Source organism: Altererythrobacter chaiwopuensis, from assembly GCF_054957735.1.
Map to the genome: position 1 here is coordinate 839,660 of NZ_JBTXJF010000001.1, position 25,341 is coordinate 865,000.

At 61.1% G+C, this 25,341-nt stretch carries 24 protein-coding genes and 1 pseudogene (1 of these 25 running past the window's edge); 18 read left to right on the forward strand and 7 right to left on the reverse strand.

Annotated features, from left to right (window positions below; genetic code table 11):
• Nucleotides 1–52 precede the first annotated feature (52 nt).
• Entirely contained in the window at nucleotides 53–250 is a 198-nt protein-coding gene (locus ACX3VQ_RS04135; protein WP_462571381.1) for a YdcH family protein, read from the forward strand.
• A 229-nt stretch (nucleotides 251–479) separates the two neighbouring features.
• A complete protein-coding gene (locus tag ACX3VQ_RS04140; RefSeq protein WP_462571380.1) occupies nucleotides 480–938 on the forward strand; it encodes a DUF1465 family protein in 459 nt (152 codons plus the stop codon).
• 27 nt (nucleotides 939–965) lie between these two features.
• Here the strand turns inward: ACX3VQ_RS04140 and glpK are convergent.
• Nucleotides 966–2,435, reverse strand: a pseudogene (gene glpK / locus ACX3VQ_RS04145) (glycerol kinase GlpK).
• A 50-nt stretch (nucleotides 2,436–2,485) separates the two neighbouring features.
• On the opposite strand from glpK, the gene ACX3VQ_RS04150 reads away from it, so the two are divergent.
• The 4 genes from ACX3VQ_RS04150 (at nucleotide 2,486) to ACX3VQ_RS04165 (ending at nucleotide 6,635) form a co-directional block, all read left to right on the forward strand.
• Complete coding sequence (locus ACX3VQ_RS04150) at nucleotides 2,486–3,379, forward strand: MBL fold metallo-hydrolase (protein ID WP_462579681.1); 894 nt, start codon at nucleotides 2,486–2,488, stop codon at nucleotides 3,377–3,379.
• 66 nt (nucleotides 3,380–3,445) lie between these two features.
• Nucleotides 3,446–4,216: a hypothetical protein gene (locus ACX3VQ_RS04155; RefSeq protein WP_462579682.1), complete on the forward strand. Its 771-nt coding sequence runs from the start codon at nucleotides 3,446–3,448 to the stop codon at nucleotides 4,214–4,216.
• Nucleotides 4,217–4,288: 72 nt separating this feature from the next.
• Nucleotides 4,289–5,275 (forward strand): quinolinate synthase, encoded by a 987-nt coding sequence (gene nadA / locus ACX3VQ_RS04160; protein ID WP_462571376.1) that lies wholly within the window; start codon nucleotides 4,289–4,291, stop codon nucleotides 5,273–5,275.
• A 31-nt stretch (nucleotides 5,276–5,306) separates the two neighbouring features.
• A complete protein-coding gene (locus ACX3VQ_RS04165) occupies nucleotides 5,307–6,635 on the forward strand; it encodes a DUF2254 domain-containing protein (protein ID WP_462579683.1) in 1,329 nt (442 codons plus the stop codon).
• A gap of 20 nt (nucleotides 6,636–6,655) precedes the next feature.
• On the opposite strand, the gene ACX3VQ_RS04170 is transcribed toward ACX3VQ_RS04165, so the two are convergent.
• The gene (locus ACX3VQ_RS04170) at nucleotides 6,656–7,555 is read right to left on the reverse strand and encodes a DMT family transporter (protein ID WP_462579684.1); all 900 of its coding nucleotides are present in this window, start codon (nucleotides 7,553–7,555) and stop codon (nucleotides 6,656–6,658) included.
• 86 nt (nucleotides 7,556–7,641) lie between these two features.
• On the opposite strand from ACX3VQ_RS04170, the gene ACX3VQ_RS04175 reads away from it, so the two are divergent.
• Nucleotides 7,642–8,766, forward strand: coding sequence for an alkene reductase (locus ACX3VQ_RS04175; protein WP_462579685.1), 1,125 nt, complete (start codon nucleotides 7,642–7,644; stop codon nucleotides 8,764–8,766).
• Between the two features lie 3 nt (nucleotides 8,767–8,769).
• Here ACX3VQ_RS04175 and ACX3VQ_RS04180 read toward each other — a convergent pair whose 3' ends face one another.
• Together ACX3VQ_RS04180 and lipB are read right to left on the reverse strand one after the other, a co-directional pair.
• Nucleotides 8,770–9,066, reverse strand: coding sequence for a hypothetical protein (locus ACX3VQ_RS04180; protein ID WP_462579686.1), 297 nt, complete (start codon nucleotides 9,064–9,066; stop codon nucleotides 8,770–8,772).
• Nucleotides 9,054–9,734: a lipoyl(octanoyl) transferase LipB gene (lipB, locus tag ACX3VQ_RS04185; RefSeq protein WP_462579687.1), complete on the reverse strand. Its 681-nt coding sequence runs from the start codon at nucleotides 9,732–9,734 to the stop codon at nucleotides 9,054–9,056. Before lipB ends, ACX3VQ_RS04180 begins: the two co-directional genes overlap by 13 nt.
• A gap of 74 nt (nucleotides 9,735–9,808) precedes the next feature.
• Here lipB and ACX3VQ_RS04190 point away from each other — a divergent pair, with 74 nt between their 5' ends.
• Nucleotides 9,809–10,630: a glycerophosphoryl diester phosphodiesterase membrane domain-containing protein gene (locus tag ACX3VQ_RS04190; RefSeq protein WP_462579688.1), complete on the forward strand. Its 822-nt coding sequence runs from the start codon at nucleotides 9,809–9,811 to the stop codon at nucleotides 10,628–10,630.
• 3 nt (nucleotides 10,631–10,633) lie between these two features.
• On the opposite strand, the gene ACX3VQ_RS04195 is transcribed toward ACX3VQ_RS04190, so the two are convergent.
• Nucleotides 10,634–11,293, reverse strand: a complete 660-nt coding sequence (locus tag ACX3VQ_RS04195) for a class I SAM-dependent methyltransferase (protein WP_462579689.1) — start codon at nucleotides 11,291–11,293, stop codon at nucleotides 10,634–10,636.
• 100 nt (nucleotides 11,294–11,393) lie between these two features.
• Here ACX3VQ_RS04195 and ACX3VQ_RS04200 point away from each other — a divergent pair, with 100 nt between their 5' ends.
• Complete coding sequence (locus tag ACX3VQ_RS04200) at nucleotides 11,394–12,779, forward strand: MFS transporter (RefSeq protein ID WP_462579691.1); 1,386 nt, start codon at nucleotides 11,394–11,396, stop codon at nucleotides 12,777–12,779.
• A gap of 7 nt (nucleotides 12,780–12,786) precedes the next feature.
• Here ACX3VQ_RS04200 and arsC read toward each other — a convergent pair whose 3' ends face one another.
• Nucleotides 12,787–13,128, reverse strand: a complete 342-nt coding sequence (gene arsC, locus ACX3VQ_RS04205; RefSeq protein ID WP_462579693.1) for an arsenate reductase (glutaredoxin) — start codon at nucleotides 13,126–13,128, stop codon at nucleotides 12,787–12,789.
• A gap of 166 nt (nucleotides 13,129–13,294) precedes the next feature.
• Between arsC and ACX3VQ_RS04210 the strand changes: the two genes are divergently transcribed.
• Complete coding sequence (locus ACX3VQ_RS04210) at nucleotides 13,295–15,421, forward strand: TonB-dependent receptor (RefSeq protein ID WP_462579694.1); 2,127 nt, start codon at nucleotides 13,295–13,297, stop codon at nucleotides 15,419–15,421.
• Between the two features lie 13 nt (nucleotides 15,422–15,434).
• Here the strand turns inward: ACX3VQ_RS04210 and ACX3VQ_RS04215 are convergent, their stop codons facing one another.
• Nucleotides 15,435–15,989 carry a (2Fe-2S)-binding protein gene (locus ACX3VQ_RS04215; RefSeq protein WP_462579695.1) on the reverse strand — a complete coding sequence of 185 codons (555 nt, stop codon included), beginning with the start codon at nucleotides 15,987–15,989 and terminating at the stop codon, nucleotides 15,435–15,437.
• 134 nt (nucleotides 15,990–16,123) lie between these two features.
• Between ACX3VQ_RS04215 and ACX3VQ_RS04220 the strand changes: the two genes are divergently transcribed.
• The 8 genes from ACX3VQ_RS04220 to ACX3VQ_RS04255 all read left to right on the forward strand — a co-directional run.
• A complete protein-coding gene (locus ACX3VQ_RS04220; protein WP_462571363.1) occupies nucleotides 16,124–17,455 on the forward strand; it encodes an MATE family efflux transporter in 1,332 nt (443 codons plus the stop codon).
• Nucleotides 17,456–17,532: 77 nt separating this feature from the next.
• A complete protein-coding gene (locus tag ACX3VQ_RS04225) occupies nucleotides 17,533–19,908 on the forward strand; it encodes a chemotaxis protein CheA (protein ID WP_462579696.1) in 2,376 nt (791 codons plus the stop codon).
• Nucleotides 19,905–20,351, forward strand: coding sequence for a chemotaxis protein CheW (locus ACX3VQ_RS04230; RefSeq protein ID WP_462571360.1), 447 nt, complete (start codon nucleotides 19,905–19,907; stop codon nucleotides 20,349–20,351). The genes ACX3VQ_RS04225 and ACX3VQ_RS04230 overlap by 4 nt, the downstream gene beginning before the upstream one ends.
• A 50-nt stretch (nucleotides 20,352–20,401) precedes the next feature.
• Nucleotides 20,402–20,767 (forward strand): response regulator, encoded by a 366-nt coding sequence (locus ACX3VQ_RS04235; RefSeq protein ID WP_462580683.1) that lies wholly within the window; start codon nucleotides 20,402–20,404, stop codon nucleotides 20,765–20,767.
• A gap of 74 nt (nucleotides 20,768–20,841) precedes the next feature.
• Nucleotides 20,842–21,888, forward strand: coding sequence for a chemotaxis-specific protein-glutamate methyltransferase CheB (gene cheB / locus ACX3VQ_RS04240; protein WP_462579698.1), 1,047 nt, complete (start codon nucleotides 20,842–20,844; stop codon nucleotides 21,886–21,888).
• On the forward strand, nucleotides 21,879–22,730 hold the full coding sequence (locus ACX3VQ_RS04245; RefSeq protein ID WP_462571356.1) for a CheR family methyltransferase: 852 nt from the start codon (nucleotides 21,879–21,881) through the stop codon (nucleotides 22,728–22,730). Before cheB ends, ACX3VQ_RS04245 begins: the two co-directional genes overlap by 10 nt.
• 161 nt (nucleotides 22,731–22,891) lie before the next feature.
• Nucleotides 22,892–24,379, forward strand: coding sequence for a putative bifunctional diguanylate cyclase/phosphodiesterase (locus ACX3VQ_RS04250; RefSeq protein ID WP_462579699.1), 1,488 nt, complete (start codon nucleotides 22,892–22,894; stop codon nucleotides 24,377–24,379).
• On the forward strand, nucleotides 24,376–25,341 hold the 5' portion of the coding sequence (locus tag ACX3VQ_RS04255) for a methyl-accepting chemotaxis protein (protein ID WP_462579700.1). The gene runs 837 nt beyond the window's last position; the window shows 966 of its 1,803 coding nt (coding positions 1–966); it begins with the start codon at nucleotides 24,376–24,378; the stop codon falls past the right edge of the window. Before ACX3VQ_RS04250 ends, ACX3VQ_RS04255 begins: the two co-directional genes overlap by 4 nt.

Sequence of the window (25,341 nt, forward strand, 5' to 3'; positions counted from 1 at the left end):
CGGCTCGAAACATCCGGCGCGCAGCAAGCCGCCGGTTTCAGGAGGCAATCGAGTGTCCGAACAAGAGCTTCGCAAGCGGCTGGAACTGCTGCGCACGGAGCATCGCGATCTCGATGCAGCCATTGCTGCGTTGACCGAGGCAGGTTCGCAGGACCAGCTGCAGATAGCGCGCCTCAAAAAGCGCAAGCTGAAGCTCAAGGACCAGATCTCCCTGATCGAGGACAACTTGTTGCCTGACATTATCGCGTGATTGCGCCGGTCAGGGCGCGGCAGCCGCTGGTCGAAAATTGTCGTTAACGACGTTTAGCCAGACCTGCTGCGGCAAACCGCCTCCTTGAATATTATAACTTATTTTCAATGATTTCTTGGTTAATACGGGCTTACGATCCGTTCCGCTTTGGGACAGTAGGTGGAGAAGTAGCGGACAATATGGTTGCCGCTCTGGACCTTTGCCGCGCAAGCGTTTTAGCGATGCGAACATGTTTCGAACCAGCAGCCTTTCACGCCCGATCATTGAATCGCTTTACAGCGAAGCCTTGCTCCTGGCCGATGAAGTACGCGCTGTGTTCGCCCTGCGCATGGGGGATCAGGCCGCAGGCGGCAGCGACGAGCTGCGCCTGGTACTGTCGAGCGAGGGCTTGAAGGCGACGACACGGATGATGCATGTGCTCGCCTGGCTGCTCAACCAGCGGGCGTTTTTCTCCGGCGAGCTCAACGAAATGCAGTTGCGGCGCCACGGGCGGTTGCCCGAGGATCGGGATTCGTGCCCCGAAGATATGGAATTGCTCGAGCCGGCGACCCGCGCCCTGATCCAAGATACGATCCATTTACATCGCCGCATCTCCCGGCTCGATGAAGCCTGGAGCGAGCATTTTGCCGCGCGGCCGATGGTGCACAACATGCACGAGCGGCTGGGCCGCGCGCTTGGCCAGCGCTGATCCGCTTTACTGAAGCAGTTGCGAAGTTCAGGCCGCTGCCAGCGCCTCGTGCCAGCGCGCCAGCCGCTCTGACCTGACCGCATCAGCCATATCGGGTGTAAAGCTGCTCGAATGGCCACGCATTGCCGCCGCTGCAGCTGGAAAATCCGGATATATCCCTGCCCCTGCTGCAGCCAGCATCGCCGCGCCAAGCGCAGTCGTTTCCACGAAATCAGGCCGCTCGACGGTGAGATCGAGCATATTGGCAAGATCCTGCGCCATCCAGTTATTGGCGCTCATTCCGCCATCGATCCGCAAGGTGCCCCAAGGCGCACCATCGGCAGCAAAAGCTTCGGCCAAATCATGCGTCTGGTGCGCCATCGCCTCCAGCGCGGCGCGTGCCAGCTGCGCCTTGCCGCTGGCAAAGCTGAGCCCGGTGATCACCCCGCGTGCCTCGGCCCGCCAATGCGGCGCGCCCAACCCGGTGAGTGCGGGTACGATGGTGACGCCTCCGCTGTCGGGAATTTAACGCGCCAGCGCTTCGGTCTGCCCAGCGACATCAACGATGCCAAGGGAATCGCGCAGCCACTTCACGAGGCTGCCGGCCACGAATACCGAACCTTCGAGCGCATAGGTCCGCTCGCCGCCAAGCTGGTAGAGCACTGTGCCCAGCAGGCGATGGCTCGACACGGGAATGTCTTTGCCTTTGTTGGTGAGGACGAAAGCACCGGTGCCAAAGGTCGCCTTGGTTTCGCCAAAGGCCAGGCATGCCTGGCCGATCGTGGCCGCCTGCTGGTCACCCGCGAGCCCGGTGATGGGAATCTTGCGACCTAGCCATTCGGCTTCAGCAACGCCGAATTCGCCCGCATTGTCGACCACTTGCGGCAAAGCGCGAAGGGGCACGCCGAAAAGGTCACAAAGGCCCTCGTCAAAACCTGCCCCGTCCAGCGCCATCAGCAATGTGCGGCTGGCATTGCTGGCATCGGTCAGATGTTCTCCGCCGGTGAGCTTCCATACCAGCCAGCTCTCGACCGTACCGAAGGCGAGCCTGCCTTGTTCCGCCGCGCCGCGCACGGCAGGGGCATTCTCGAGCATCCAGCGCATCTTGGTACCGGAAAAATAGGGATCGAGCAGCAGCCCGGTGCGGCGCTGGACTTCGGCTTCATTTCCGGCGGCACGCAGGCTGTCACAGAATTCGGATGTGCGCCGGTCCTGCCACACGATCGCCCGCGTCAGCGGCTCTCCGCTATGCTTGTCCCAGGCGACAACCGTTTCGCGCTGGTTGGTGATACCGATACAGGCGATCCGTTCTGCCCCGCCAGCTTTGCTGGCAACCTCGCGCGCGCAGGCCAGCGTCTTGTCCCAAATCTCGGCGGCATCATGTTCAACCCAGCCCGATTTCGGGTAGCGCTGCTCGAGTTCCTGCTGCGACTGGCCATGCAGCTTCCCGTCCCGGCCGAACAGCATCGCACGGGTCGATGTGGTCCCTTCGTCCAGCACCAGGATGAATTCACTCATGCAACTCTCCTCAAATTCGTTGGCGTGACATGTGCACGCTCAATTGCCATATGCAAGCCATGGCATTTCCACCCAAGCCCTGGCCAACCGGCGTGGCCGAGCAATGTGAACCCTTGGTGCGGCGTGTTCTCGCCCCCAATCCGTCACCCTATACCTACACCGGCACGCAGACATATATCGTCGGCAATGCCGGCGACGTGGCGGTGATCGACCCTGGCCCGGCGGATGAAGCGCATCTTGGCGCGGTTATCGATGCAATCGGTGATAAGCGGGTGATTGCGATCATGTGCACGCATACGCACCGTGACCATTCACCGGCTGCCGCACCTCTGGCTCAGCGCACCGGCGCGCCGGTGGTTGGCTGCGCACCTTTGGTGATCGACAGCACTGTCTTGAAGGAATGGGGGCCGCGTTCGGACGAGGCTTTTGACACGACCTATGATCCTGACCGGGTGCTGCTAGATGGCGAAGCGATGGCGGGCGAAGGTTGGACCCTGCGCGCGCTTCATACCCCCGGCCACACCTCCAACCACCTGTGCTTCGCGCTTGAGGAATCAGGCGCATTGTTCACGGGAGATCACGTGATGGGCTGGTCAACCAGCGTGGTGATCCCGCCCGATGGCGACATGGGCGATTACATGAAAAGCCTGGAAAGGCTGCAATCGCGCGATGATCGGATCTATTACTCTGCCCATGGCGAACCGATCGAGAAGCCCCGCCAATTGGTACGCGGGATGATGGGGCACCGCCGCCAGCGCGAGAACCAGATCCTGCGCCTGCTGGGCGAGCGAGCGCGACCAATCCCCGAATTCATTCCAGAAATGTACAAAGGGCTCGACGAGCGACTGGTGAAGGCCGCGCAGATGAGCGTGCTGGCGCACCTGCTTGACCTCGAGAAACGGGGGCTGGCTGGGCGCGACGGGGAGATTTGGCGGGTCGATTGACGGCGACGGACGGCAAATTGTATTTAAGTGATGGGTCGGATGGGTCGCTTTCTGAGGGGAGAGGCGATGGCAACGGTAACAGGCAATTCCGCAGCGGGAAGAGAGCAACGATTCTTCCTGATCATGGCATGGGTCATGTCGCTGGTCATAGTGGCAGGGTTTTCGCTCAATCTGGCCATGGGCCGGTCAAGCTTTGATGCGCCCTGGCAATATCACCTGCACGGGGTGGCCTTCATGGGCTGGATCGGGCTATTTCTTGCGCAGAATACCTTGATCGCGGGAGGCAACATCGCGCTCCACAAGCGGCTCGGCCAGGTCGCCTACTTCTATATTCCGCTGATGGTGGTGCTGGGCTTCACCATCATGTTCGTTTCCATGCGCCGCACCGGCGGGCCGTTCTTTTTCGACCAGAACGAATTCCTGGTCAGCAATTCGTTGCAGCTGCTGGCATTCGGCGGCCTCGCCTTCGCGTCGCTCAGGGCACGGCGATATTCGGGCTGGCACCGGCGGCTGATGTTCGGTGCCATGGCGATCCTTACCGGGCCCGGCCTCGGTCGCTTGCTCCCGCTGCCGCTGATGATTCCCTATGCATGGCGGATCACCATCGCGGCGACACTGATCTTCCCGATCATCGGGATGATCGCCGATTGGCGCCGCAGCGGCAAGGTGCACCCGGCGTGGCTGTGGGGTGCGGGTTTGATCCTGGGTGCGCAGATTCTGGGTAGTTTCATCGCCTATACCTCGCTGGGCGTTTCGTTGACCGAACTCCTGCTCGCCGGTTCGCCCGGCGCCGAACGGCCGATGGCGGCCTATCTGCCGCCCGGCTTCGCGATGTAGCAGCCGAAACGCGCTCGCAAATCGCCGCTGGCGTCCTATATGAATGCCAGAGGCAACTGACTGGATTGATTGATGAGCGTCCTGACAAAAGTCCCCACCGGCAAGGATCTGCTGGCCGAGATCGACCGGCTGCGCAAAGAGCGCAACGCGGTGATCTTGGCGCATTATTACCAGACTGCCGATATCCAGGACATCGCCGACTTCGTGGGCGACTCTCTGGAGTTGAGCAAAAAGGCAGCTGAAACCGATGCCGATGTGATCGCCTTCTGCGGGGTCAAGTTCATGGCCGAAACGGCCAAGATCCTGAGCCCTGAAAAGATCGTGATCCTGCCCGACATGGATGCCGGCTGCAGCCTTGAAGACAGTTGCCCGCCCGAAAAATTCAAGGCTTTCCGCGAGGCGCATCCCGATCACATCGCGCTGACCTATATCAATTGCTCGACCGAGGTGAAGGCGCTCAGCGACGTGATCGTCACCAGCTCGTCCGCCGAAACGATTCTGCAGCAGATCCCCAAGGACCAGAAGATCATCTTCGGGCCGGATCGGCACCTGGGCGGCTATCTCAGCCGCAAGTTCAACCGCGAGATGCTGCTGTGGCCGGGCGTGTGCATCGTGCACGAGGCCTTCAGCGAAACCGAGCTGATGAAACTGAAAGAGCAATATCCGGGCGCCCCGGTGGCCGCGCACCCCGAATGCCCGCCCTCGATCATCGACCACGCCGATTATGTCGGCTCGACCAGCGGCATCCTGAATTTTGCCAAGACTTTCCCGGGTGACACGCTGATCGTCGCAACCGAGCCGCACATCATCCACCAGATGGAAAAGGCGCTGCCGGAAAAGCATTTTATCGGCGCGCCGGGGGCTGACGGCAACTGCAGCTGCAACATCTGCCCCTATATGGCGCTCAACACGATGGAGAAGCTCTATGTCGCACTGCGCGACCTCGAGCCGCGCATCGAGATCGAGGAAGGGCTGCGCCTCGCCGCCAAGAAAAGCCTCGACAAGATGCTGGAAATGGCAGGCAGCACCGTTGGCAAGGGCGATCTGGGGCGCGCTTGAACCTTTTGCCTATCTCCAGCGTTAGGACGCCATGACCGAATATCCGCGCCGGCTGTGGGCCAAGCTCAATTCGAACTACTGGTTCTATCCGGCGCTGTTTTCCGTAATCGCGGCGCTGCTGGCGCTGGGGCTGGTCTGGGTCGACCGCAACGGGTTTGCCGAATTCCTCAATGGTGTGGATTGGATCATCCCTGCCCGGCCGCAAGGTGCGAGCAATATGCTCACCGTGATTGCCGGATCCATGATCGGGGTCGCCTCCACGGTATTCTCGATCACTATCGCTGCGGTCGCTTATGCCAGCGGCGCCTATGGCCCGCGCTTGCTGACCAATTTCATGGAAGACAAGGGCAACCAGTTCAGTCTGGCGACCTTTATCGGCACCTTCGTCTATGCGCTGGTGGTATTGCGCGCAGTCCGCAGCGAGGATGAAATCGCCGCTACCGCTGCAGACGCTGCCGCAACCAGTTTACCCGGCTTCGTTCCCCAACTCTCACTGTTGGTCGGGATGGGTTTGATGGCTGTATCGATCGGCGTGCTGGTGTTTTTCCTCAATCACATCCCTGCCAGCATCCGGATTAACACTGTGCTGGAAGGGATTGGCAAGCGGCTGCTGAAAGGGATCGAAGAAACCTATCCGGAACAGGACAAGGGTCTGCCAATCACCAAATCACCCAAGGGCATTCCAGTTCTTGCGGACCGCGCAGGCTATGTCCAACTGATTGCCTTCGATTCTTTGGCGCGCCTGGCCAGGAAATCGGAAGGGCGCGTCTCGCTCAGCGTGCGCACTGGCGATTTTGTGCATCCGGGCATGACCATTGCCGAATTGTGCGATGTCGATCTGACTGATGACCTGGCTGAGGATCTGCGCGATAAATTCACCCTTGGCGCAACCCGCACACCGGATCAGGACCTGCAATTCCTGATCGACGAACTGGTGGAGATCGGCCTGAGGGCGCTTTCCCCGGGAATCAACGATCCGTTTACCGCGATCACCGCGCTGCATTGGCTCGGCGCGGGAACAGCATTGCTGGGAACGCGCGATTTGAACAAGGACATCGGGGACGAAGACCACGCCGTGTTAAAAGATCTGGTGGTGCCCCTTCCCGATGATTTCGATCACTATCTCAAACGTGGCTTCGGAAATTTCCGCAGCGCTGTCGCCACCAGCCCGCCCGCCGCACTGGTGATGTTCGATACGCTGAGGAACTGCGCCGCGCCGATCAATAATGAAACCCGCAAGGCCGCGCTGCATCAGGAAGGCGAGCGCCTGATCCAGCAAGTCCGTCAGCATCTGACCGGCCCCGATCTGGAAGATGTGGAGGCACGCTTTGTCAGTTTCAGCAGGGCAATGGCGAGCTGATCCGCGGGGCTGAATTCCCGCTATTCATCAGCCACCAGATTTGCGGGATTGGCCTTGCTACCCCGCGCAATCACCAGCGCACTTCCGAGAAGCACCATGCCCATGATGTCGAGCGGCGTCAGCATTTCGCCGAACACGCTATAGCCCACCAGCGCCGCCACCGCCGGCTGGGTCAGCAGCGCCAGCCCGATCACCAGCGGCGGGAAATGGCGCATGGAAAACACCAGCAGCCCCTGCCCCACCAGCTGGCTGGAGACGAACAGGATCAGGATCGGCGTCCAGTCGGTTGGCCACACCGGCTCGCCCTTGATGACGGCGATGGCGAGCAGCATCGGGCAGGCAAATATGCTCACCCACACCAGCAGGCTCCACCCGCCGATGGTCTGGCGCGCGCCTTGCAGATTGATCAGATAGACCGCGTAGAGCAATCCTGCAGTGAGGCAGAACAAATCGCCGATCAGCGTGCTGGTGGAAATCTCGGCGCTGCGCCCCATCAATATGCCTGCACCCGCCAGCGCGCAAACGATCGCAACCCATTCGAGCCCGCGCGGCAGGCAGCGCGCGATGATGAAGCCCCAGAACAGCAGCACGATGCTGCCCGCATTGCCGAACAATGTCGCATTGCCGAGCCGGGTCAGCTCGATCCCGACATGCCAAGTGGCAAGGTCGAGCCCGAACGCCAGCGAGCCCAGAGCGACGAATATCATCGTCCGGCGAGGGATGCCGGTCAGCGCCTGCCCGCTCACCCGCGCCAGCAGCACCAGAAAGGGCAGCGCCAGGAACAGCCGCCAGAACCCGGCGGATACCGGCCCGGTATCGGCCAGCCGCACCAGCCACGGGCCGAGTGCAAGCGCAACATTGCCCGCTAGCAGGGCAAGCAGCAGCAACCAGCCGCGCGGCTGGGCAAGTTCTGCTTGCATGCCCCGCTCTTTTTCCATTGCCCCCACTTTTTCCACGGGTTGCGCACTAGCTGCGAATTCCCCAAGTGCGAAGCCGAATAGTTCGCATGGAAAGGACAATCACCTTGCACGACACTCTGTTCCAGCCGCTCACCATGGGCGCACTCGAAGCAAAGAACCGCATTTTCATGGCCCCGCTCACGCGTGGACGCGCCGCCGAACCGATGTTCACCCCCAACGATCTGATGGCGACCTATTACCGCCAGCGCGCCGGGGCGGGGATGATCCTGACCGAAGCGACCGGGATCAGCCGCGAGGGGCTGGGATGGCCCTCTGCGCCGGGCATATGGAGCGACGAGCAAGCCCAAGCGTGGAAAGCCTCGACCAAGGCCGTGCATGAAGAAGGCGGGCTGATCGTGATGCAGCTGTGGCACATGGGGCGGATCGTCCACCCCGTGTTCCTAGATGGTGAACCGCCGTTTTCGGCCAGCGCCACCACCGCGCCCGGCGAAGCGCATACCCCGACGGGCAAGCAGCCCTATGCCGAAGCGCGCGCGATGACCCATGAAGATATCAAGCGCACCATCGGCGATTATCGCCGCGCCGCGGAGAACGCCAAGGCCGCCGGTTTCGACGGGGTGCAATTGCACGGCGCGAACGGCTATCTCATCGACCAGTTCCTGCGCGACAAGACCAACCTACGCACCGACGAGTATGGCGGTTCACCCGAAAATCGCACCCGCTTCATGCGCGAAGTGCTCGAAGCGCTGATTGATGTGTGGGGCGCAGACCGCGTCGGCATACGTCTTTCGCCCAATGGCGAGACTCAGGGCTGCGATGACAGCGATCCGCCTGCCACCTTCGGTGCGGCAGCAAAGGTCTGCCAAGAGCTGGGCCTGGCATTTGTCGAACTGCGCGAGCCGGGCCCCGATGGCACCTTTGGCGCAACCGAGGTGCCCAAACAGAGCCCGCTGATCCGCGAGATCTATTCGGGCCCGCTGATCCTCAACAGCGATTACACCGCCGAGCAGGCCGTGGCCGACATCGAAAGCGGCAAATGCGATGCGGTGAGCTTTGGGCGGCCCTATATCTCGAACCCCGACCTTGCGGAGCGGATTCGGGTGGGTGCGCATTGGAACCCCAACAAGGATGTACCCAAGAGCTGGTATTTTCCGATTCCGCAGGGCTACACCGATTATCCGACCCTGGCCGAGGAACAGGCCGCAGCCTGAGCGCTACTGCAGCGGATCGTCGGGCTCTGCCGGTGCGTCCGGCGGAGCCCCGCCATCGGCTTCGTCGGTAGCTTCGTCACCCTCTGCTGCCGCCGCATCATCCCCCTCACCGACTGGCTTTTGCCGCAGCACTGGCGACTGCGATTGCAGCTGGTCGAGCGGCAGCATCTCGTCGCTGATCGTGCCGCCCAACACTTCACCTTCGGCTTCGCGCGCATCCTCGCCGCGTTCGGGCGCTTGCCCGCCGCAGGCCGCCGCCGCCAGCAATGCCGGAAGGATTGCAAGGTTCAAGCTTCGCATGAATTCTTTCCACTCACCTTTGCCAGATGTTCAAGAAAGCCGGGGGCTGCGGCAATCAGCGCCTCGTCCCATTGTTGCGGCGAAATGTCGAGCCCCAGCCGCTTCAGGCTGGTGACGCCATATTCCTCTATCCCGCACGGCACGATTCCTGTGAAGTGGGCAAGGTCAGGCTCGAGATTGACCGAAAAGCCGTGCATTGTCACCCAGCGGCGTACGCGTACGCCAATGGCACCGATCTTGGCCTCGCGTCCGTCAATATCCGTAGTCCAGATACCCACGCGGCCGTCCACCGCCCAGCTTTCAACCCCGAAGCGCGCCAGCGTGGCGATCACCCATTGCTCGAGTCCGTGCACGAAACAGCGCACATCCTTGCCGCGCTTGGTGAGATCAAGAAGCACATAACCAACTCGCTGGCCCGGCCCGTGATAGGTGTAGCGCCCGCCGCGCCCCGCCTCGACCACTTCGAAGCGCGGATCGAGTAGTTCGTCTGCCGCCGCGCTGGTTCCGGCGGTGTAAACCGGCGGATGTTCGAGCATCCATACAAGCTCGCGCTCGTCACCCGCCGCAATCGCGGCATTGCGGCGCTCCATCTCGGCCAGTGCTTCGCGATAGGGCACTTGTCCGGCTTCGCGCCGCCATTCAATCGTATCTGTGGCTTTGAGCTCCATCGCCAATTGCGTGGGAGCATTCGCTGCGCTTATCAAGGGGCAATCAGCTTGCGAGCGAATTCGGGGAGGGTGAGATGAAGTTCGACATGGGTGCCGCCTGGAACACGGCCACCGGATTGATCGGCAAGAACCGCGACATGATCGTGGTTGTAGCTGGCGTGTTCTTCTTCCTGCCTTATCTCGCCACCACTCTGCTGATGCCGCAGGCGATGAACCCTTCGGTCGCCAACCCGGAAGATATGCAAGCCATGCTGGCGGTGATGCAGCAAACCTACATCGATTACTGGTGGGTCATGCTGATCATCTTCGTCAGCCAGGGGATAGGCACGCTCGCCCTGCTGGTGCTGCTGACTGATCGCGCCCGACCCACGCTGGGCGATGCGCTCAAGCGCGGGGCGGTGTCCTTCCCCTCTTATTTTGCCGCCAATATCCTTGTCGTGCTTGTTGCTGCCGTCGCAATCATGCTGCCCGTTGGACTTGGCCTCGCCACTGGCGTCGCCGCCATCATGGTGCTGGCCGTAATGCTGGCGATACCGCTGGTTTTCTACCTGATGGTCAAGTTCTCGCTGATCATGCCCGCAATCGCGGTCGATGGAATCCTCAATCCGGTCCAGGCGCTGGCGCGTTCGTGGCGTCTGACCAAGGGCAATAGCTTGCGCCTGTTCCTGTTCTATTTCCTGCTGCTGATCGCCATCACGGTGGTGATCCTGCTGGCGACGCTGGTGCTGGGCGTTGTGTTCGCGGCCATAGGCGGAGAAGTGGAGCTGATCGGCAATGGCATCGTTACCAGTCTGGTCAATGCGGGTTTCGTGGTGATCTTCCTCGCCGTTCTTGCCGGGGTCCACCGCCAACTGGCGGGCGAGCGGCCGGAAGAACTGAGCGAGACTTTCGAGTAGGGCCTATTCGGCGCCTGCCTCGCCTACCACGTCTGCCTCGTCTGCCTTCCAGCCCCAGAACAGCTTGCATGGCAGGATGTTGAGCCATTCGAAGCCCTGGTCGATCCGCGCATAATGTGGGCGCATATAGTCAAGGCAGGCCGCAGTGAACTGATAGACCAGGAAACCGCCGCCGGGGCGCAGCGCGCGAAAGGTCGCTGCCCCAATCGCCGGGGCTACACCGGCCGGCAGGGTCGAGAACGGCAGTCCTGACAGGATGTAATCGGCATGTTCGAAGCCGTGATCGCGGATGATCTGCTCGACATCAACCGCCGATCCCAACACCGCGTGGAAGCGTTTGTCGCGGATCGTGCGTTTCAGATAGTCGATATAAAGCGGGTTGGTATCGATCACGATCAGCGTGGCATCCCCGCTCAGACGGTCAAGCACCGGGCGGCAGAAAGTACCGATACCGGGGCCATACTCCACAAACAGGCGGCAATTGCGCCAGTCGACCGGCTCCAGCATCTTGCGCACTGTAAAGCGTGAGGACGGGATGATCGAGCCGACCATCCGCGGGTGCTCGAGAAAACCGCGCAAGAAAACCGCCAATTGGCCGGTTTGGGTTGCAAGCCGGTCACGCAAGCGCCGCCGCAATTCGATAGCAACTCCCTTGGAGTTCATTAGACTTCCGCAGACCCCTTTCAAAACGCCAGTTGCGCGAGTTCGCAGATGCTGCGGTACATTGCAAGCTTGAGCTGGCTCGCCTAGCGCTGGATTTGTCATGGCTGACATGGAACCGCCCCCCCCGCCCCCGCTCGCACCAGGCAAGACGGTGCCGCATATCTCACGCGAGCGGATGGTGCTGCTTTTCTCGGTCATGCTGGTGACAGCGGCCGGGAACACGGCGATGCAATCGGTGATGCCGTCCATCGGCACCGAGCTGGGCGTGGCGGACTTCTGGATCAGCCTGGCCTACACCTGGTCTGCCCTGTTGTGGGTCATCTGTGCACCGATCTGGGCCCGCCGGTCAGACCGGCGCGGGCGCAAGTCGATGATGGCGGTGGGGCTGGTGGGATTCATCGCCTCGATGGGATTGTGCGGGATCGTGCTGTGGTTCGGCCTTATCGGACTGATTCCGGCTGTGTGGACGCTGATACTGTTTGCTCTGGCACGCAGCCTCTACGGCGGATTCGGATCGGCCGCGCCGCCGGCGGTGCAGGCCTATGTTGCCAGTCGCACGCCCCGTTCCGAGCGGACACAGGCGCTGGCGCTGATCGCCTCCAGCTTCGGGCTGGGCACGGTGATTGGCCCCGCCCTGGCACCGATGCTGATCTTTCCCAAAAGCGGATTGGTCGGCCCGTTTATCGCCTTTGCGCTGATCGCTGCGGCTGTGCTGGTGGCGCTGCGGCTGCGCCTGCCAAATGACGCACCCAGCTATGCCGCGCGCGGAAGGGTGGTAACCGCCCCCTTTAGCGCCGGCGCCAATTCCTCGCTTTCAGGCGATGATGACAGCGACGATACGCCGGCCGGCGCAGTTTCGGAGCAAAGAGCGGAGGAAGAAGATATTCCCCGCCTGAGATGGAACGATCCGCGCGTGCGCCCATGGCTTGTCGCAGGCCTTCTGGGTGGTCATGCCCAGGCCGCCACTCTGGGGATCATCGGCTTCTTCATACTCGACCGGATGGGGCTGCGCGCCGATCCGATGGCAGGAACAGGGCCGATCGGAATGGTGTTGATGGCGGGTGCGATTTCAACCTTGCTGGCGCAGTGGGGTCTGATCCCGATGCTCAAGCTTGGTCCGCGCGCTTCGATCATGTGGGGTATGGCGCTGGCAGCGCTGGGAACAGTGACCTTCGCCGTATCACACGATCTTCACTCGATCTCGCTCGGTTTTGCCATCGCATCGCTTGGTTTCGGCCTGTTCCGTCCGGGATTTACCGCCGGGGCTTCGCTCGCCGTCAGCAGGCGCGAACAGGGCCAGGTAGGCGGCACCGTCGCTTCGGTGAACGGGGCCGCCTATATCTTGGCACCAGCGGTCGGAGTGTGGCTATACGGCCATCACCCGGCAATCGGCTTCTCCGTCATCTGCGGCCTGTGCGCGATGGTCTATGTGCTCGGCTGGCGCTGGCTCACCCCGGATGAAGTCTTGACGCGCGACCTCGCCTGAAATCGCTTCAAAGGATTTCGCGCACGACATCCTGAGGGCGGCACAGCCGCACGCCCTTGTCTGTCTCCACCAGCGGGCGCTCGATCAGGATCGGATCTTCAGCCATCGCATCGAGTACGGTGTCAGCATCGGCATTGCGCAGGCCGCGCTCTTCGGCGTCGGTGCCGCGCATGCGCAGTCCCTGGTGCGGGGCTATACCCGCGTCGGCATAGAGCTGCGCCAGCTTTTCGCGCGAGGGTGGATCCTTGAGATACTCGACCACTGTCAGGTCGACGCCGGCTTCTTCGAGGATCGCCAGCGTCTTGCGCGAGGTTCCGCAATTGGGGTTGTGCCAGATGGTTGCCTTCATGCCTTCGATCTCCTGCAGGAATACTGCTTGCACAGCGGCTTTGGCCGCGTTGGCGACCTAGCGAGGCAGTTTTTTCCGGGCAAGTCCACTCTCACTCTTGCATTTGCGAATAATTCTCAATAGCGACTCGCTCACGGATCACGACTCGAAAGATTGGACGATTTACATGAGCAAATTTGGCAAGGCTTTCTGGCTCGCAGGGGCAACGCTGATTGCGCCAATGGCGGCGTCGGCTGCGGAAAGCGCCACGGCAGCGAGCGCGGAAGAACAGGCACGCCAATACCTGCCCGAGGGGATTATCGTGACAGGTGAGCGCGAAGGCTATGCCGAGGAGGACGGTTCATCGGGCACCAAGACCCCCACCCCGGTCATCGATGTGCCGCAGACGATTACCTTCATCACACGCGACCAGCTTGAGGACCAGTCGGTGCGCCAATTAGGCGAAGCGCTGCGTTATGTGCCGGGGATCAGCCTCGAAACCGGCGAAGGCCACCGCGACGAAATCTTTATTCGCGGCCAGGAAACAACCGCCGATTTCTATCTCGATGGGCTGCGCGATGACGCGCAATATTATCGTTCGCTTTACAACGTCGAGCGGATCGAGGTGCTCAAGGGAGCCAATGCGCTGATCTTTGGCAGGGGCGGCGGCGGCGGCGTGATCAATCGTGTCAGCAAGACTGCGCGGATCAATGGCTTTGCAGCGGAATTCGACGCTTCAGCCGATAGTTTTGGTGCTTTCGCGCTGACGGGCGACGTCAACGCCACACTGTCGGATGTGGCAGCCGTGCGCTTCAACACCGCCTATGAGGAATTCAACAGCAATCGCGATTTTTATGACGGTCACTTCATCGGCATTTCACCGACAGCGACCCTCGATCTTGGCGAAGCGACCCGCCTGACGGCAACCTATTCCTATGACGAAGACCAGCGCCTGGTCGATCGCGGCAATCCGTCCGATGGCGATGGGCCGCTGCGCGGCTTCCGCGACACCTTGTTCGGCGCCGCGGACTTCAACGATACCAGTTCGCAAGTGCACATCGCCCGCGCGCGGATCGATCACGAGTTCTCGGGCAATCTCTCGGGCAATGCGACCCTGCAGTTTGCCGATTATGACAAGGCCTACAGCAATATCCTGCCCGATGGCCTGCGCAATGGCGGAGCCGATGTGCAGTTTTCGGGCTATCGCGATACGCAGACACGCCAGAACTGGATCGCGCAGGCAAACCTGGTGTGGGAAATCACCGCAAGCGGTATCGACCACAAGGTCCTGACCGGGGTCGAGGCCAGTTGGCAGGATTCAAACAATGGCCGCGCCAACGCGTTCTTTGCTGATGGCGCAGGTGGCACGACCAACCGCTTCACCGCCCTGCTGTCCGATATCTTCACCTTTCCGGACATCACGCTCGGCGCCCCCGTGCGTGATCGCGACAGTCAGCTCGAAGTGCTCTCGACCTATCTCCAGGACCAGATCGACATCGGCGAGCATCTCCAGCTAATTGCGGGGCTGCGCTGGGACCGGTTCGACCTCAAGACGGTCGAGCAGCTCACCGGAGTGCGCGGCGATCGCGTGGACGAAAAGGTCAGCCCGCGTCTGGGCCTGATCGTTAAGCCGATTGAGCAATTGTCGCTTTATGCGAGCTATGCCACGAGCTTCCTGCCGCAAGCGGGCGATCAGTTCTTCTTGCTGACGCCTGGCGATACCGCATTCGAGCCCGAGAAATTCACCAATTACGAACTGGGCCTGAAATGGGCGCCGAATGACAAGCTGTTCCTTACCGCAGCTCTGTTCCAGCTCGAACGGACCAACGTCAAAGGTCCCGATCCGCTTGACCCTTCGATCACTACCCTTGTCGGAGAAAGCCGGACCCAAGGGGTTGAGCTCAATCTGGTCGGCGAGATCATGCCCGGCTGGCAAGCCAATATTGGCTATACTTATCTCGGCGGCAAAATCACCAGCACAAGCAATGAAGGCCCGGCTGGCCGCCGCCTGCAACAGTTGCCCGAACACCAGATCAGCGCCTGGACACGCTATGACATTTCCAAGCAGTTGGGTTTGGGCCTCGGCGTGATCTACCAGGACGAGCAGTTCGCCAGCTTTAGCAACGCCGTGACACTGCCCAACTATGTGCGTGTCGACGCTGCGGCCTATTACACGGTGAGTGAACGGCTCGCCTTCCAGTTCAATATCGACAACCTCTTCGACGAGCACTATTTCGCCAGCGCCCACGGCGACAACAATATCCAGCCGGGCGATGCGTTCAGCGCAAGGCTGGGAGTACGGCTGAAGCTTTAATTTAAAGCGATGCTCATTCCGCCTCGCGCGGGGCGAGCGACCGAATAGCGGGCACCTCGCGCGCGGCATCCTCGGCACGGATGCCGGGCGCAGGTGCAGCGCTGATCGTCTCCAGCCGCCTTGCGACCCGGCCTGCGCGCTGTATCGCGCGGACCAGCCGCGGATAGACCCCGCAGCGGCACAGGTTCGGGATCGCTGCCTTGATTTCTGCCTCGCTGGGATTGGGGTTGCTGCGCAGCAAAGCTGCCGCCGCGATCGCAATGCCCGGTGTACAGAAACCGCACTGGATCGCCTGCTCTGCCACCATTGCCTGTTGCACCGGATGCGAGCGATCTCGCGAAAGCCCTTCGATCGTGGTGATGAAGCGCCCTTCGGCCTCACCAATTGTGACCAGGCAGGATCTGAGCGCCGCCCCATCGATCAGCACCATGCAGGCCCCGCAATCGCCATTGCCGCAGCCATATTTGGTACCGGTAAGATTGGCCGCATCGCGCAGCGCCCACAGCAGCGGGGTTTGCGGATCCATTTCAAACTCGAGCGGACGGTCATTGACGGTCATGCGCGACATCTGCGCGAAGTCTCCCTTGGCGCGATAGGCTGGCCCGCGCCTATCGCATGGCCCCGCAAGCCGCACAAGCCGTGGCCGATCAATCGCCACATTTCACTTTGCCAGCCCGCCGCCCCCCGCTACGCACGCTGTTGATGAGCGGGAATGCCAAATTGACGCGCGGATCGATCCGCGGGCATCTCGTGACGCAGACCCTGCCCATGATCGTCGGCGTCGCGGCAGTGATGTCGATCGGCCTCGTCGATGCCTATTTCATTGGCCAGCTGGGCAGCGAGGCACTTGCCGCCATTTCCTTCATTTTCCCGATCAGCGTTGCCGTCGCCAGCCTGGGCGTGGGCATGATGGTGGGGATCAATTCGGTGATCTCGCGCGCGCTGGGCGAAGGTGACAGCGACCGTGCCGCACGCCGCGCCAATTTTGGCATTGTGCTGTCGGTCGCCTTCGGCGTGCTGATCGGCAGTTTGCTTTATTTGTTGCTCGACCCGCTGTTCAGCCTGATGGCGGCATCAAGCGAACAATTGCCGTTGATACGCAGTTACATGCAGCCCTTCGCGCTCGGCTTTCCGCTGATGATGGCGATCATGGGAATCAACGGCGTGCTGCGCGGCCAGGGCGAAGCGCGCAAGACCTCCTATGTTTCGATCACCTATGCCGCCGCCAATTGGGTACTCGATCCGATCCTGATAACCGGCGCCTTCGGCTATGAAGGCCTGGGCATGGTCGGTGCTGCGTATGCCACGCTGATAGGCTGGGGGTTTGGCATAGCGATGGGCATATGGCTGATCAGGCAGGCTGCCATTCCCATCAGCTTCAAATTGCTTGGCCAGTGCCGCATCGGGGAGTCCACCACCGCGATCCTTGGCGTGGCCGGACCAGCGGCATTTTCCAACGCGATCAATCCTATCGGCCTGTCGGTCCTGACCGCGCTGATTGCATCGGAAAGCGCTGCGGCGGTGGCAGGTTTCGGGGCGGCGGGGCGCGTGCAAAGCTTCGCCGTGGTGCCTTTGCTGGGCCTGTCGGGCGCGATCGGCGCAATCATCGGCCAGAACTGGGGGGCAAGACAATATGCCCGGGCGCGCGAAGCGATGTGGCTCGCGGGCCTGTTCTGCGTAGGATACGGTTTGATCACCGCGGCCATGCTTTCATGGGGCGGGCGCTGGTTCGCCGATTTCTTTACCGAAGACCCGGCAATCATTGATGAATTCGCGAGCTACCTGCGGATCGCGGCCTGGGGTTACGCCGGGTTCGGTTTGCTGATCGTGGCCAATGGTGCGCTGAACGCGCTCGACAAGGCCAATTCCGCATTGATGCAGTCTTCGGTCCGCGTGTTCCTGGTGATGTTGCCGCTGGGCTGGCTCGCACGCGAATTTTACGGCTCAAGCGCGATTTATGCAGCCGAACTGGCCGCCAATCTGGTGGGCGGTACCGTAGCTGTCCTGGTGGTCTGGCGCGCAATGCGACGCTGAAAACGGCCAGGTGACACTTCGTTAACCATCTTCGCCCATAGAGTTCGGCTGACGCGCCGGAACCGGGGGCTGGAATAATGGACGACCTGCTAGCGGATTTCATTGAGGAAACCCGCGAATTGCTTGAAGCGAGCGAAGGCGAAGTCATCGCCTGGGAAGCCGATCCTCGTGATCGCGCGCGGCTCGACACGATTTTTCGTTTCGTTCACACAGTCAAGGGCAATTGCGGCTTCTTCGACCTGCCGCGGCTGGAACAGCTAAGCCATGCCGCCGAAGACGCGCTGGCCGATGTGCGCAATGGCCGCCGCGAACCCGACGCCGCGCTTGTTACCGCGGTGCTTGCCATCATAGATCGTATTTCGCAAATGATCGACGCGCTTGACACCGGCGAGGATTTTCCCGCCGGTGGCGACGAAGATCTGATCGCTGCGCTAGACGATCAGATGGGCGATGATATCACCACCTCGAACGAAATCGCCGCAATCGTCGAAGCAGCCGATCCCGCCGCACCGGCTGGCGGGACAGCCGCTTCATCCACTCCGCGATCAATTCGCCTTCCGGTAGACTTGCTCGACCGGGTGATGAGCGGCGTTTCCGACATGGTGCTGGCACGCAATGATTTGGCCCATCGCCTGCGCGAAGCGGGCACGCAGCCAACCATTGACGGGCCCTTCGAACGCCTCACCTCGATCCTGGCCGACGTGCGCGACGCCGTGACCCGGATGCGCATGCAGCGGATCGACCATCTGTTCGGCGCCTTCCCGCGGATGGTGCGAGATCTGTCGAAAGAGCTGGGCAAGCAGGTGATGATCGATATCGATGGGGGCGATGTCGAACTCGATCGTGAAATGATCGAGATGATCCGCGATCCGATGACACACATCATCCGCAATGCGATCGACCATGGGTTCGAAACCCCAGCGCAGCGGATCAAGGCGGGCAAGCGCGAGATCGGCTTGCTGTCGATCTCCGCGCGCCAATCCGGCAATACCATTTCAATCATTGTTTCTGATGACGGCAAGGGGCTGAACCAGGATCGTATCGGCGCCAAGGCAGTGGCAACCGGCCTGATCACTGATGATGAGCTGAAAGCGATGTCGCATAGCGAAATCCTGCAGCTGGTATTCGCACCGGGACTTTCGACCGCTGAACAGGTTAGTGCCGTCTCCGGGCGTGGGGTCGGGCTTGATGTCGTGCGCGCCAATCTCGAAAAGGTCGGTGGATTGATCGAAGTGTCAAGTTCGCCGGGCGCAGGCGCCACTTTCACTCTCCGCATCCCGCTTACGCTCAGCATCATAGCCGGGCTCACCGTGGAAGCCGCCGGGCAACAATTCGCCCTCCCGCAAGGCTTTGTCGAGGAAATCCTGCACGGCGATTCAGCAGAGCTCGACCGGGCGCAACTGGGCAAGGCGGCGATGATCACATTCCGCGGTGATCGCATCCCATGCCTTACCCTCGCCGACGTGCTCGAACTTGGCCGAAATGACGATCTCGGCGGCGGCGTGATCGTGATTCTCAAACTGGCCCGCGGCAATCTGTTCGCGCTGGAAGTCGACGCGATCCTCAACCATGGCGACCTGGTTGTGAAACCGCTGGCCCCGTCGGTGATGCGCAGCCGGACATTTGCCGGATCGACACTGCTCGATAATGGTCGCCCGATCCTGCTGCTGGACATTCCCAACATCGCCGATGAACACAATCTGATTGCGGACGCGAGCGAGCGAGCGGCAAGATTCCCTGAGCAGGATCAGGCAGACAATGCCATTCAACGGGCCGATCAGGCCATGCTGTTTCGCACTTTTGGTGGTGCGCGCCGGGCGGTGCGGCTGGAACTGGTGCAGCGCATTGATACAATTACCGCCGCTGCGCTAGACCAATCGACTGCCACCCCGCGTGCCGTTGTCGATGGCGAAATCCTGCCTCTGATCGGGCTCGAAGCAGGCCAGCAAACTGACACGCACATCCGCTTGCTGCGGCTGTCCGACGGCAGCAGTGAGCTGCTTTATGCGGTGGCGGCAATCGAAGATGCGGTAACGCTCAAGGACAAACTTGCGCCGGTCGAAGATGACCCGCTGGTCGAGGCTGTAACGCTGGTGGATGGCGAGCCGGTCGTGTTGCTGGATGGACATGCGCTGTTCGCGCGCCATGGCGCGGTGCCGCAAAGTGTGGCTGGCCTGACCTGCTCCCTTCCCGACAGTGCCTGGGCGCAGACCATTCTCGCTCCGCTGATCAGGGCTGCCGGCTATCAACAGGCGGATGACCCCGCCAGCGCCGACGTCGCGATTCTGCTTGACCGGGACGATACGCCCGATGGCGCAAGGGAAACCATCCGCCTGCGCAGTTTGCCCGACAGCCAGGCTTCGCCGGATGAGATGAAGAATTCGATCTATCGCTATGATCGTGAAGCCGTGCTCAGGGCGCTGCGCGCTGCAGGCAGGGGAGAAGCGGCATGAGCGAGCTGCTCGTCTTGGCAGAGATCGCCGGTCGGCGCTGCGCGTTTCGCGCGAATGATGTGCAATCGGTTATCGACATCTCTGAGATCACACCCGTTCCGCGCGCGCCCGAATTCGTGCTCGGCCTCGCTGCAATGCGCAGCCAGGCCTTGACGGTGATCGATTGCCGCACTGCGATAGGCGAGGATGCCGACGCATTCCCTACTGACCAGCGCGGCGCAGTTGTTCGGGTTGAAGGTCATTCCTACGCGCTCAAGCTCGACATGATTGACGATGTCGCCACAGCTCGCAGCGCAGCGGGCGAGATCGCCGGCGGCTTCGGTAAAAAATGGAACCACGTTGCCTGCGGCATGGTTGAAACCGATCGCGGCGCTGTGCTGCTGATCGACGTCGCATCGCTGATCGAAGGGCCGCGAGAAACCGGGCCTAGCGGTTTAAGCTAATGGTTACGCGTTCGTTCTATCAGGAAAAAAAACAGAAAACAGAGGATCGCATGAAAACGTGTCTAATCGTTGATGATTCGCGGGTTATCCGCAAGGTTTCCAGGCATATCCTGGAGACCTTGGGGTTTACTGTGAATGAGGCTGAAGACGGCCAGCAAGGTCTTGAGCGCTGCGAGGAATTCATGCCTGACGCGGTCTTGCTCGACTGGAACATGCCAGTGATGAGCGGGATTGAGTTCATCACCAAGCTGCGCCAGCGCCCAGGGGGCGACCGTCCCAAAGTGGTGTTCTGCACCACCGAAAACGACGTCGCCCACATCCGCGAAGCGATCAGCGCCGGCGCCGACGAATATGTGATGAAACCGTTCGACCACGAAACGCTCCAGATCAAACTGCAGTTGGTCGGCTTTAACTGAGGACCGGTTCGATGGGGCCTCGCGCTTTCCAGATTAACTCGTCGCCGGGTGCCGCTCAAGGGCGGGTGCGGGTAATGATCGTCGACGATTCGCTTACGGTGCGCACGGTCTTTTCGCGCATGATCGGTAACGACCCGAAGCTGGAGCTTACCACCACTGCCAGCAACGCCGAACGCGCAATCGCGATCCTGCGTGACCGGCCGGTCGATGTGATCCTGCTCGATCTCGAAATGCCCGGAATGGGCGGGCTCGAGGCGCTGCCGCGAATTCTGGAAATCGCATCGGGCGCACAAGTGCTGGTAGTGTCGTCGCTCACCGAAGATGGGGCCGAACACACTCTGACGGCGCTGTCGATGGGCGCTGCCGATACCATGCCCAAGCCGCGGCCCGGCCAATTTGACGAATCCTATCGCCGCGCTTTACTGGCCAAGATCCATGCCTTGGGCGGGGTCGAAGCGGACGATGTGCCCGGCCATCCGCGCGAAGGCACAATCGATCACGGCGCTGCATCTGCAATCTCCAGGAGCAATGCGAAACAGCCCGAGGTGCTGGCGATCGGCGGATCGACCGGCGCGATCCAGGGCCTCAACACAATCCTGCGCAGCCTGCCGCTCAGCTTTGACCTGCCGATCCTGGTCACTCAGCATTTGCCCGCCAGTTTCATTTCCGTGTTTGCCAGGCAAGTGGAAGTGGTCGCGGCGCGGCGCACAGTGATCGCCGAAGACGGTGTGGAGATTGCGCGCGGCGAAATCGCGATTGCAACCGGCCATGGGCACATGATGGTGGAACGTGCGCGCAGCCGCCTCGTCGCCCGGGTATCCAACGTGCCATCACGAAGCGGCTGCCTGCCTTCGGTCGATCCGATGCTCACCAGCGTGGCCGAAACCTTTGACGGCCATGCCCTTGCTGTGATCCTGTCCGGGATGGGCCGCGACGGTGCCGAAGGCGCGGCCAGGCTCGCCGCAGCAGGCGGCACCGTTTTGGCACAGGACCAGGAAAGCTCAGCCGTCTGGGGCATGCCTGGCGCCGCCGTGAAACAGGGCGCGGTGCATGCATGCCACCCGCCCGAAGCGCTCGCCAGGGAAATCCTAGAGTTCGCGGGGGCGGTGGCATGGAAGTGAGCAGTCCATCGCTCGAGCTAATTGCCGATCTCTTATCTGAGCATACCGGGCAACAGCTTACCGAACACCGCCGTTGGCGCGTGGCGACCGCACTTTCGCGCGTGTTCCGCGAACGCGGCATTTCCAATGTTGACCAACTGGCTTGCCTGTTGGCTGGGCCTGCCGATCCGGGCCTTGTCAATGAAGTGGTCGAGGCTCTGCTCAACAATGAGACCTATTTCTTTCGCGACAAACCGACATTCGACCAGCTGCCAACAGAGATCCTGCCTCAGCTGGCTGAACGGCGCGCCCACCGGCGGCGCTTGCAGATCTGGTGCGCGGGCTGTTCCACCGGCCAGGAAGTGCATTCGCTGGCAATTCAGTTCGCGGAACAGGCGCGTTCCTGGGATGGCTGGTCAATCGATATACTGGGCACTGATATTTCCGGTACGGCTATCCGGGCCGCACGCTGTGGGCACTACAGCCAGTTTGAAGTGCAGCGCGGGCTCAGCGTGCAGCAGATGCTGGCCCATTTCGACGAGACCGCGTCAGGCTGGCAAATGCACGCAGATACGCGAGCGATCGTGCGGTTCGAGCGTCACAATGTGCTCGATCCGTCGCCCAGCCGCCAGCCATTCGACCTTGTACTGTGCCGCAATGTGCTGCTCTATTTCGATCCCGATACCCGCCGCCAGGCATTTGCACGCCTGCGACAATCAGTGGCCGACGATGGCTTTCTGATGCTGGGCGCGGGCGAAACGGTTGTCGGGCAAACCGATGCGTTTGTTCCTGCTCGCGGAGTTGCCAGCATCTATACGCCACATGTGGCAAATGCTGCGCCCTCCATCGCGCTGGCCGGATGATCGCGAAAGCAGCGGAATGGTGCGCTTATCAAGGTAAATTCATGGTTTACGCTTCCTTAGCGAATGGCGGCTAATCCGGAATTCTACGGCGCGAAAATTGCGACATGGGGGACGTGTTGAAGCTGAAAGTGAACCAAATGCTGAGCGCGAAAGTGCCCCTGATGGCAGCGCCACTTGTGCCGCTCTCTGTCTTGCTGGGCACAGCATTGGTTGCGCTCCAAGCCAGTGGCTCGCTCGCGCTTGCTCCGCTCGCCTTGATCGCGGCTGGCGGCGCTGCACTTTATGTGGCGTCGGTCCTGTACCTCGCCCACGTTTCGCGTGCGCAGGCCCGCCTGCCACACGAGCACAGCGAGACTGATACGCTCAGCCGTCTGCCCAATCGGCGTGCGCTGCACCGCGATATCGACGAACATCGTGTCGCGGGTGAAGAAATCGCCATGGCACTGATTGATCTTGACGGCTTCAAGCAGGTCAATGACCATTACGGCCACTTTGTCGGCGACCAGTTGATCCGCAAATGCGCCGAGATCATCCGCGAAACCTGCGCCACTGAAGCGCGTTGCTATCGCCTCGGAGGTGATGAATTCGCGATTACCATGTTCGGCCCTGTCGCTGGCAATATTCTGGAGGGGATCTGCCGCAAGATCCTGACCCGGCTGGCCAAGCCGCTTGCTGTCGAGGATCGTTCAATCACAGTGGGGGCAAGTATCGGGCTGGCACGCTCAACCGGCAAGGACGGGCTCGGCTCATCGGAACTGCTGCGCCGTGCGGATGTCTCCATGTATGCCTCGAAGCGCGCCGGAAAGATGCGCTGCACATGGTTCACGACAGCCCTCGACCGCAATCGCGAGGCCCAGCGCGAGCTCGACGAAGACCTGCGCCGCGCCCTCGCCAACGAGGAATTCGTGCTGCACTATCAGCCGCTGGTCGATGCTGAAACGCGCGCGATCGTGGCGATCGAAGCGCTGATTCGCTGGAACCGTCCGGATGGCCAACAGGTGGGGCCGCATATCTTCATTCCGGTGGCCGAAGAATCGGGCTTCATCAACGAAATCGGCCTGTGGGTGTTACGCAAAGCCTGCACCGATGCGCTGCGCTGGGATGGCATTATGCTGTCGGTCAATATCTCTGCAGCACAATTGCGCAACTCGGAATTCCCGATTCAACTCGGTCATATCCTCGAGGAAACCGGCTTTCCGGCGGAACGGCTTGAGCTCGAAATCACTGAAACCTGCCTCGTTCTCGACCCTGTTGTGGCCGAACGCAATCTTGATGTTATCCGCGGCTTCGGGGTGAACATCTCGCTTGACGATTTCGGCACCGGCTATGCGTCGATCGGCTTCCTGCGCCAGTTCCGCTTCGAAAAGCTCAAGCTTGATCGCTCGCTGGTGGTTAACGCCGGCAAGGATGAAGGCTCGCGGGCCATGATGCTGTCCAGCATTACCGTGGCCCGCGCGCTCAAGATGGGCGTAACAGCCGAAGGCGTCGAAACGCAGGAACAGGCCGATATGGTTCGCATGGCCGGCTGCGACCAGATCCAGGGCTGGCTTTATTACAAGGCCATGCCCGCCAACTTGATTGACGATCACATCCCTTCTGCCGCGGCTGCAAACGGGCCCGGTCTACAAATCTCCAAAGGTGTCGCATGAGTGCTATTGAAGAAGTTACCAAACAGCTCCGCGCCGAAGTGGCTTCGGATATCGTGGAAGGCGGCTTTGCCCGTCCGGTTTCGCGCTTTCGCCTCAAAGTGTGGTTTCATGATCTTCCGCTGGCGAGCAAGATCCGTATGTTATTCGGCACTTTCCTGGGCGTGGCCATTGTCATATCATTGGTGCTGGGGGTTGGCCTCAGCCAGCTTTACGAACGGGATTCGATTCAGGCGGAGGTGCAGGGAGCGGTCCAGGTTTCTGCAGAGCTGCACGGCACCACTGGTGAATTTCGCTACAACGCGGTGCGTTATATCTTCGGTGGAGAAGAATCCGCGCTTGAACGCCAGCAGCAGAGCTACGCTGATGCAGGCAAGCAGCTCGAACAAATTGGCGCAGTGGTTGATCAGCGGGTGCCGGAATTCGGCGATCGGCTTGAAGAACTAGGCGCCAGCCTGGCCGCCTATGACGCCAAATTCGACGAAATGCGCGCCAACCTGGCCCGCGAAGGCCGCAGCGCCAAATCGGTTGCGCTTGCCTATGAACTTTCAGCCCAGGGTGATGCGCTTTTCGCACAAGCGGATAACTTCGGTTCCGATCTTCAGCTTGTCGCGGATCGCATCGAACAGTCAGTGATCGATTATTTCTTCAATCTGATTATTGTAATCGCCGTGGTCATCGCGCTCGCAGCCGCCGTAATGTTGGCCGGCTTGCGTTATCTCACACAGGATTTCGCCATGAAGGTGGCTGAAGTGACCGGCGGCATGACCAAACTGGCCAACGGCGATCGCCACTTCGAAATCGAAGGGATCGAGCGCAAGGACGAGATCGGCGAAATGCTGCGCGCGCTGGCACTATTCAAACGCGCCAATATCAAGCTGGAGCGGTGGGCCAAGGAACGCGGAGAGCGCGCCAAGGCCGAGCTTGAAGAGCAGGAGCGGATCAGAATCGAAAAAACGCAGGTA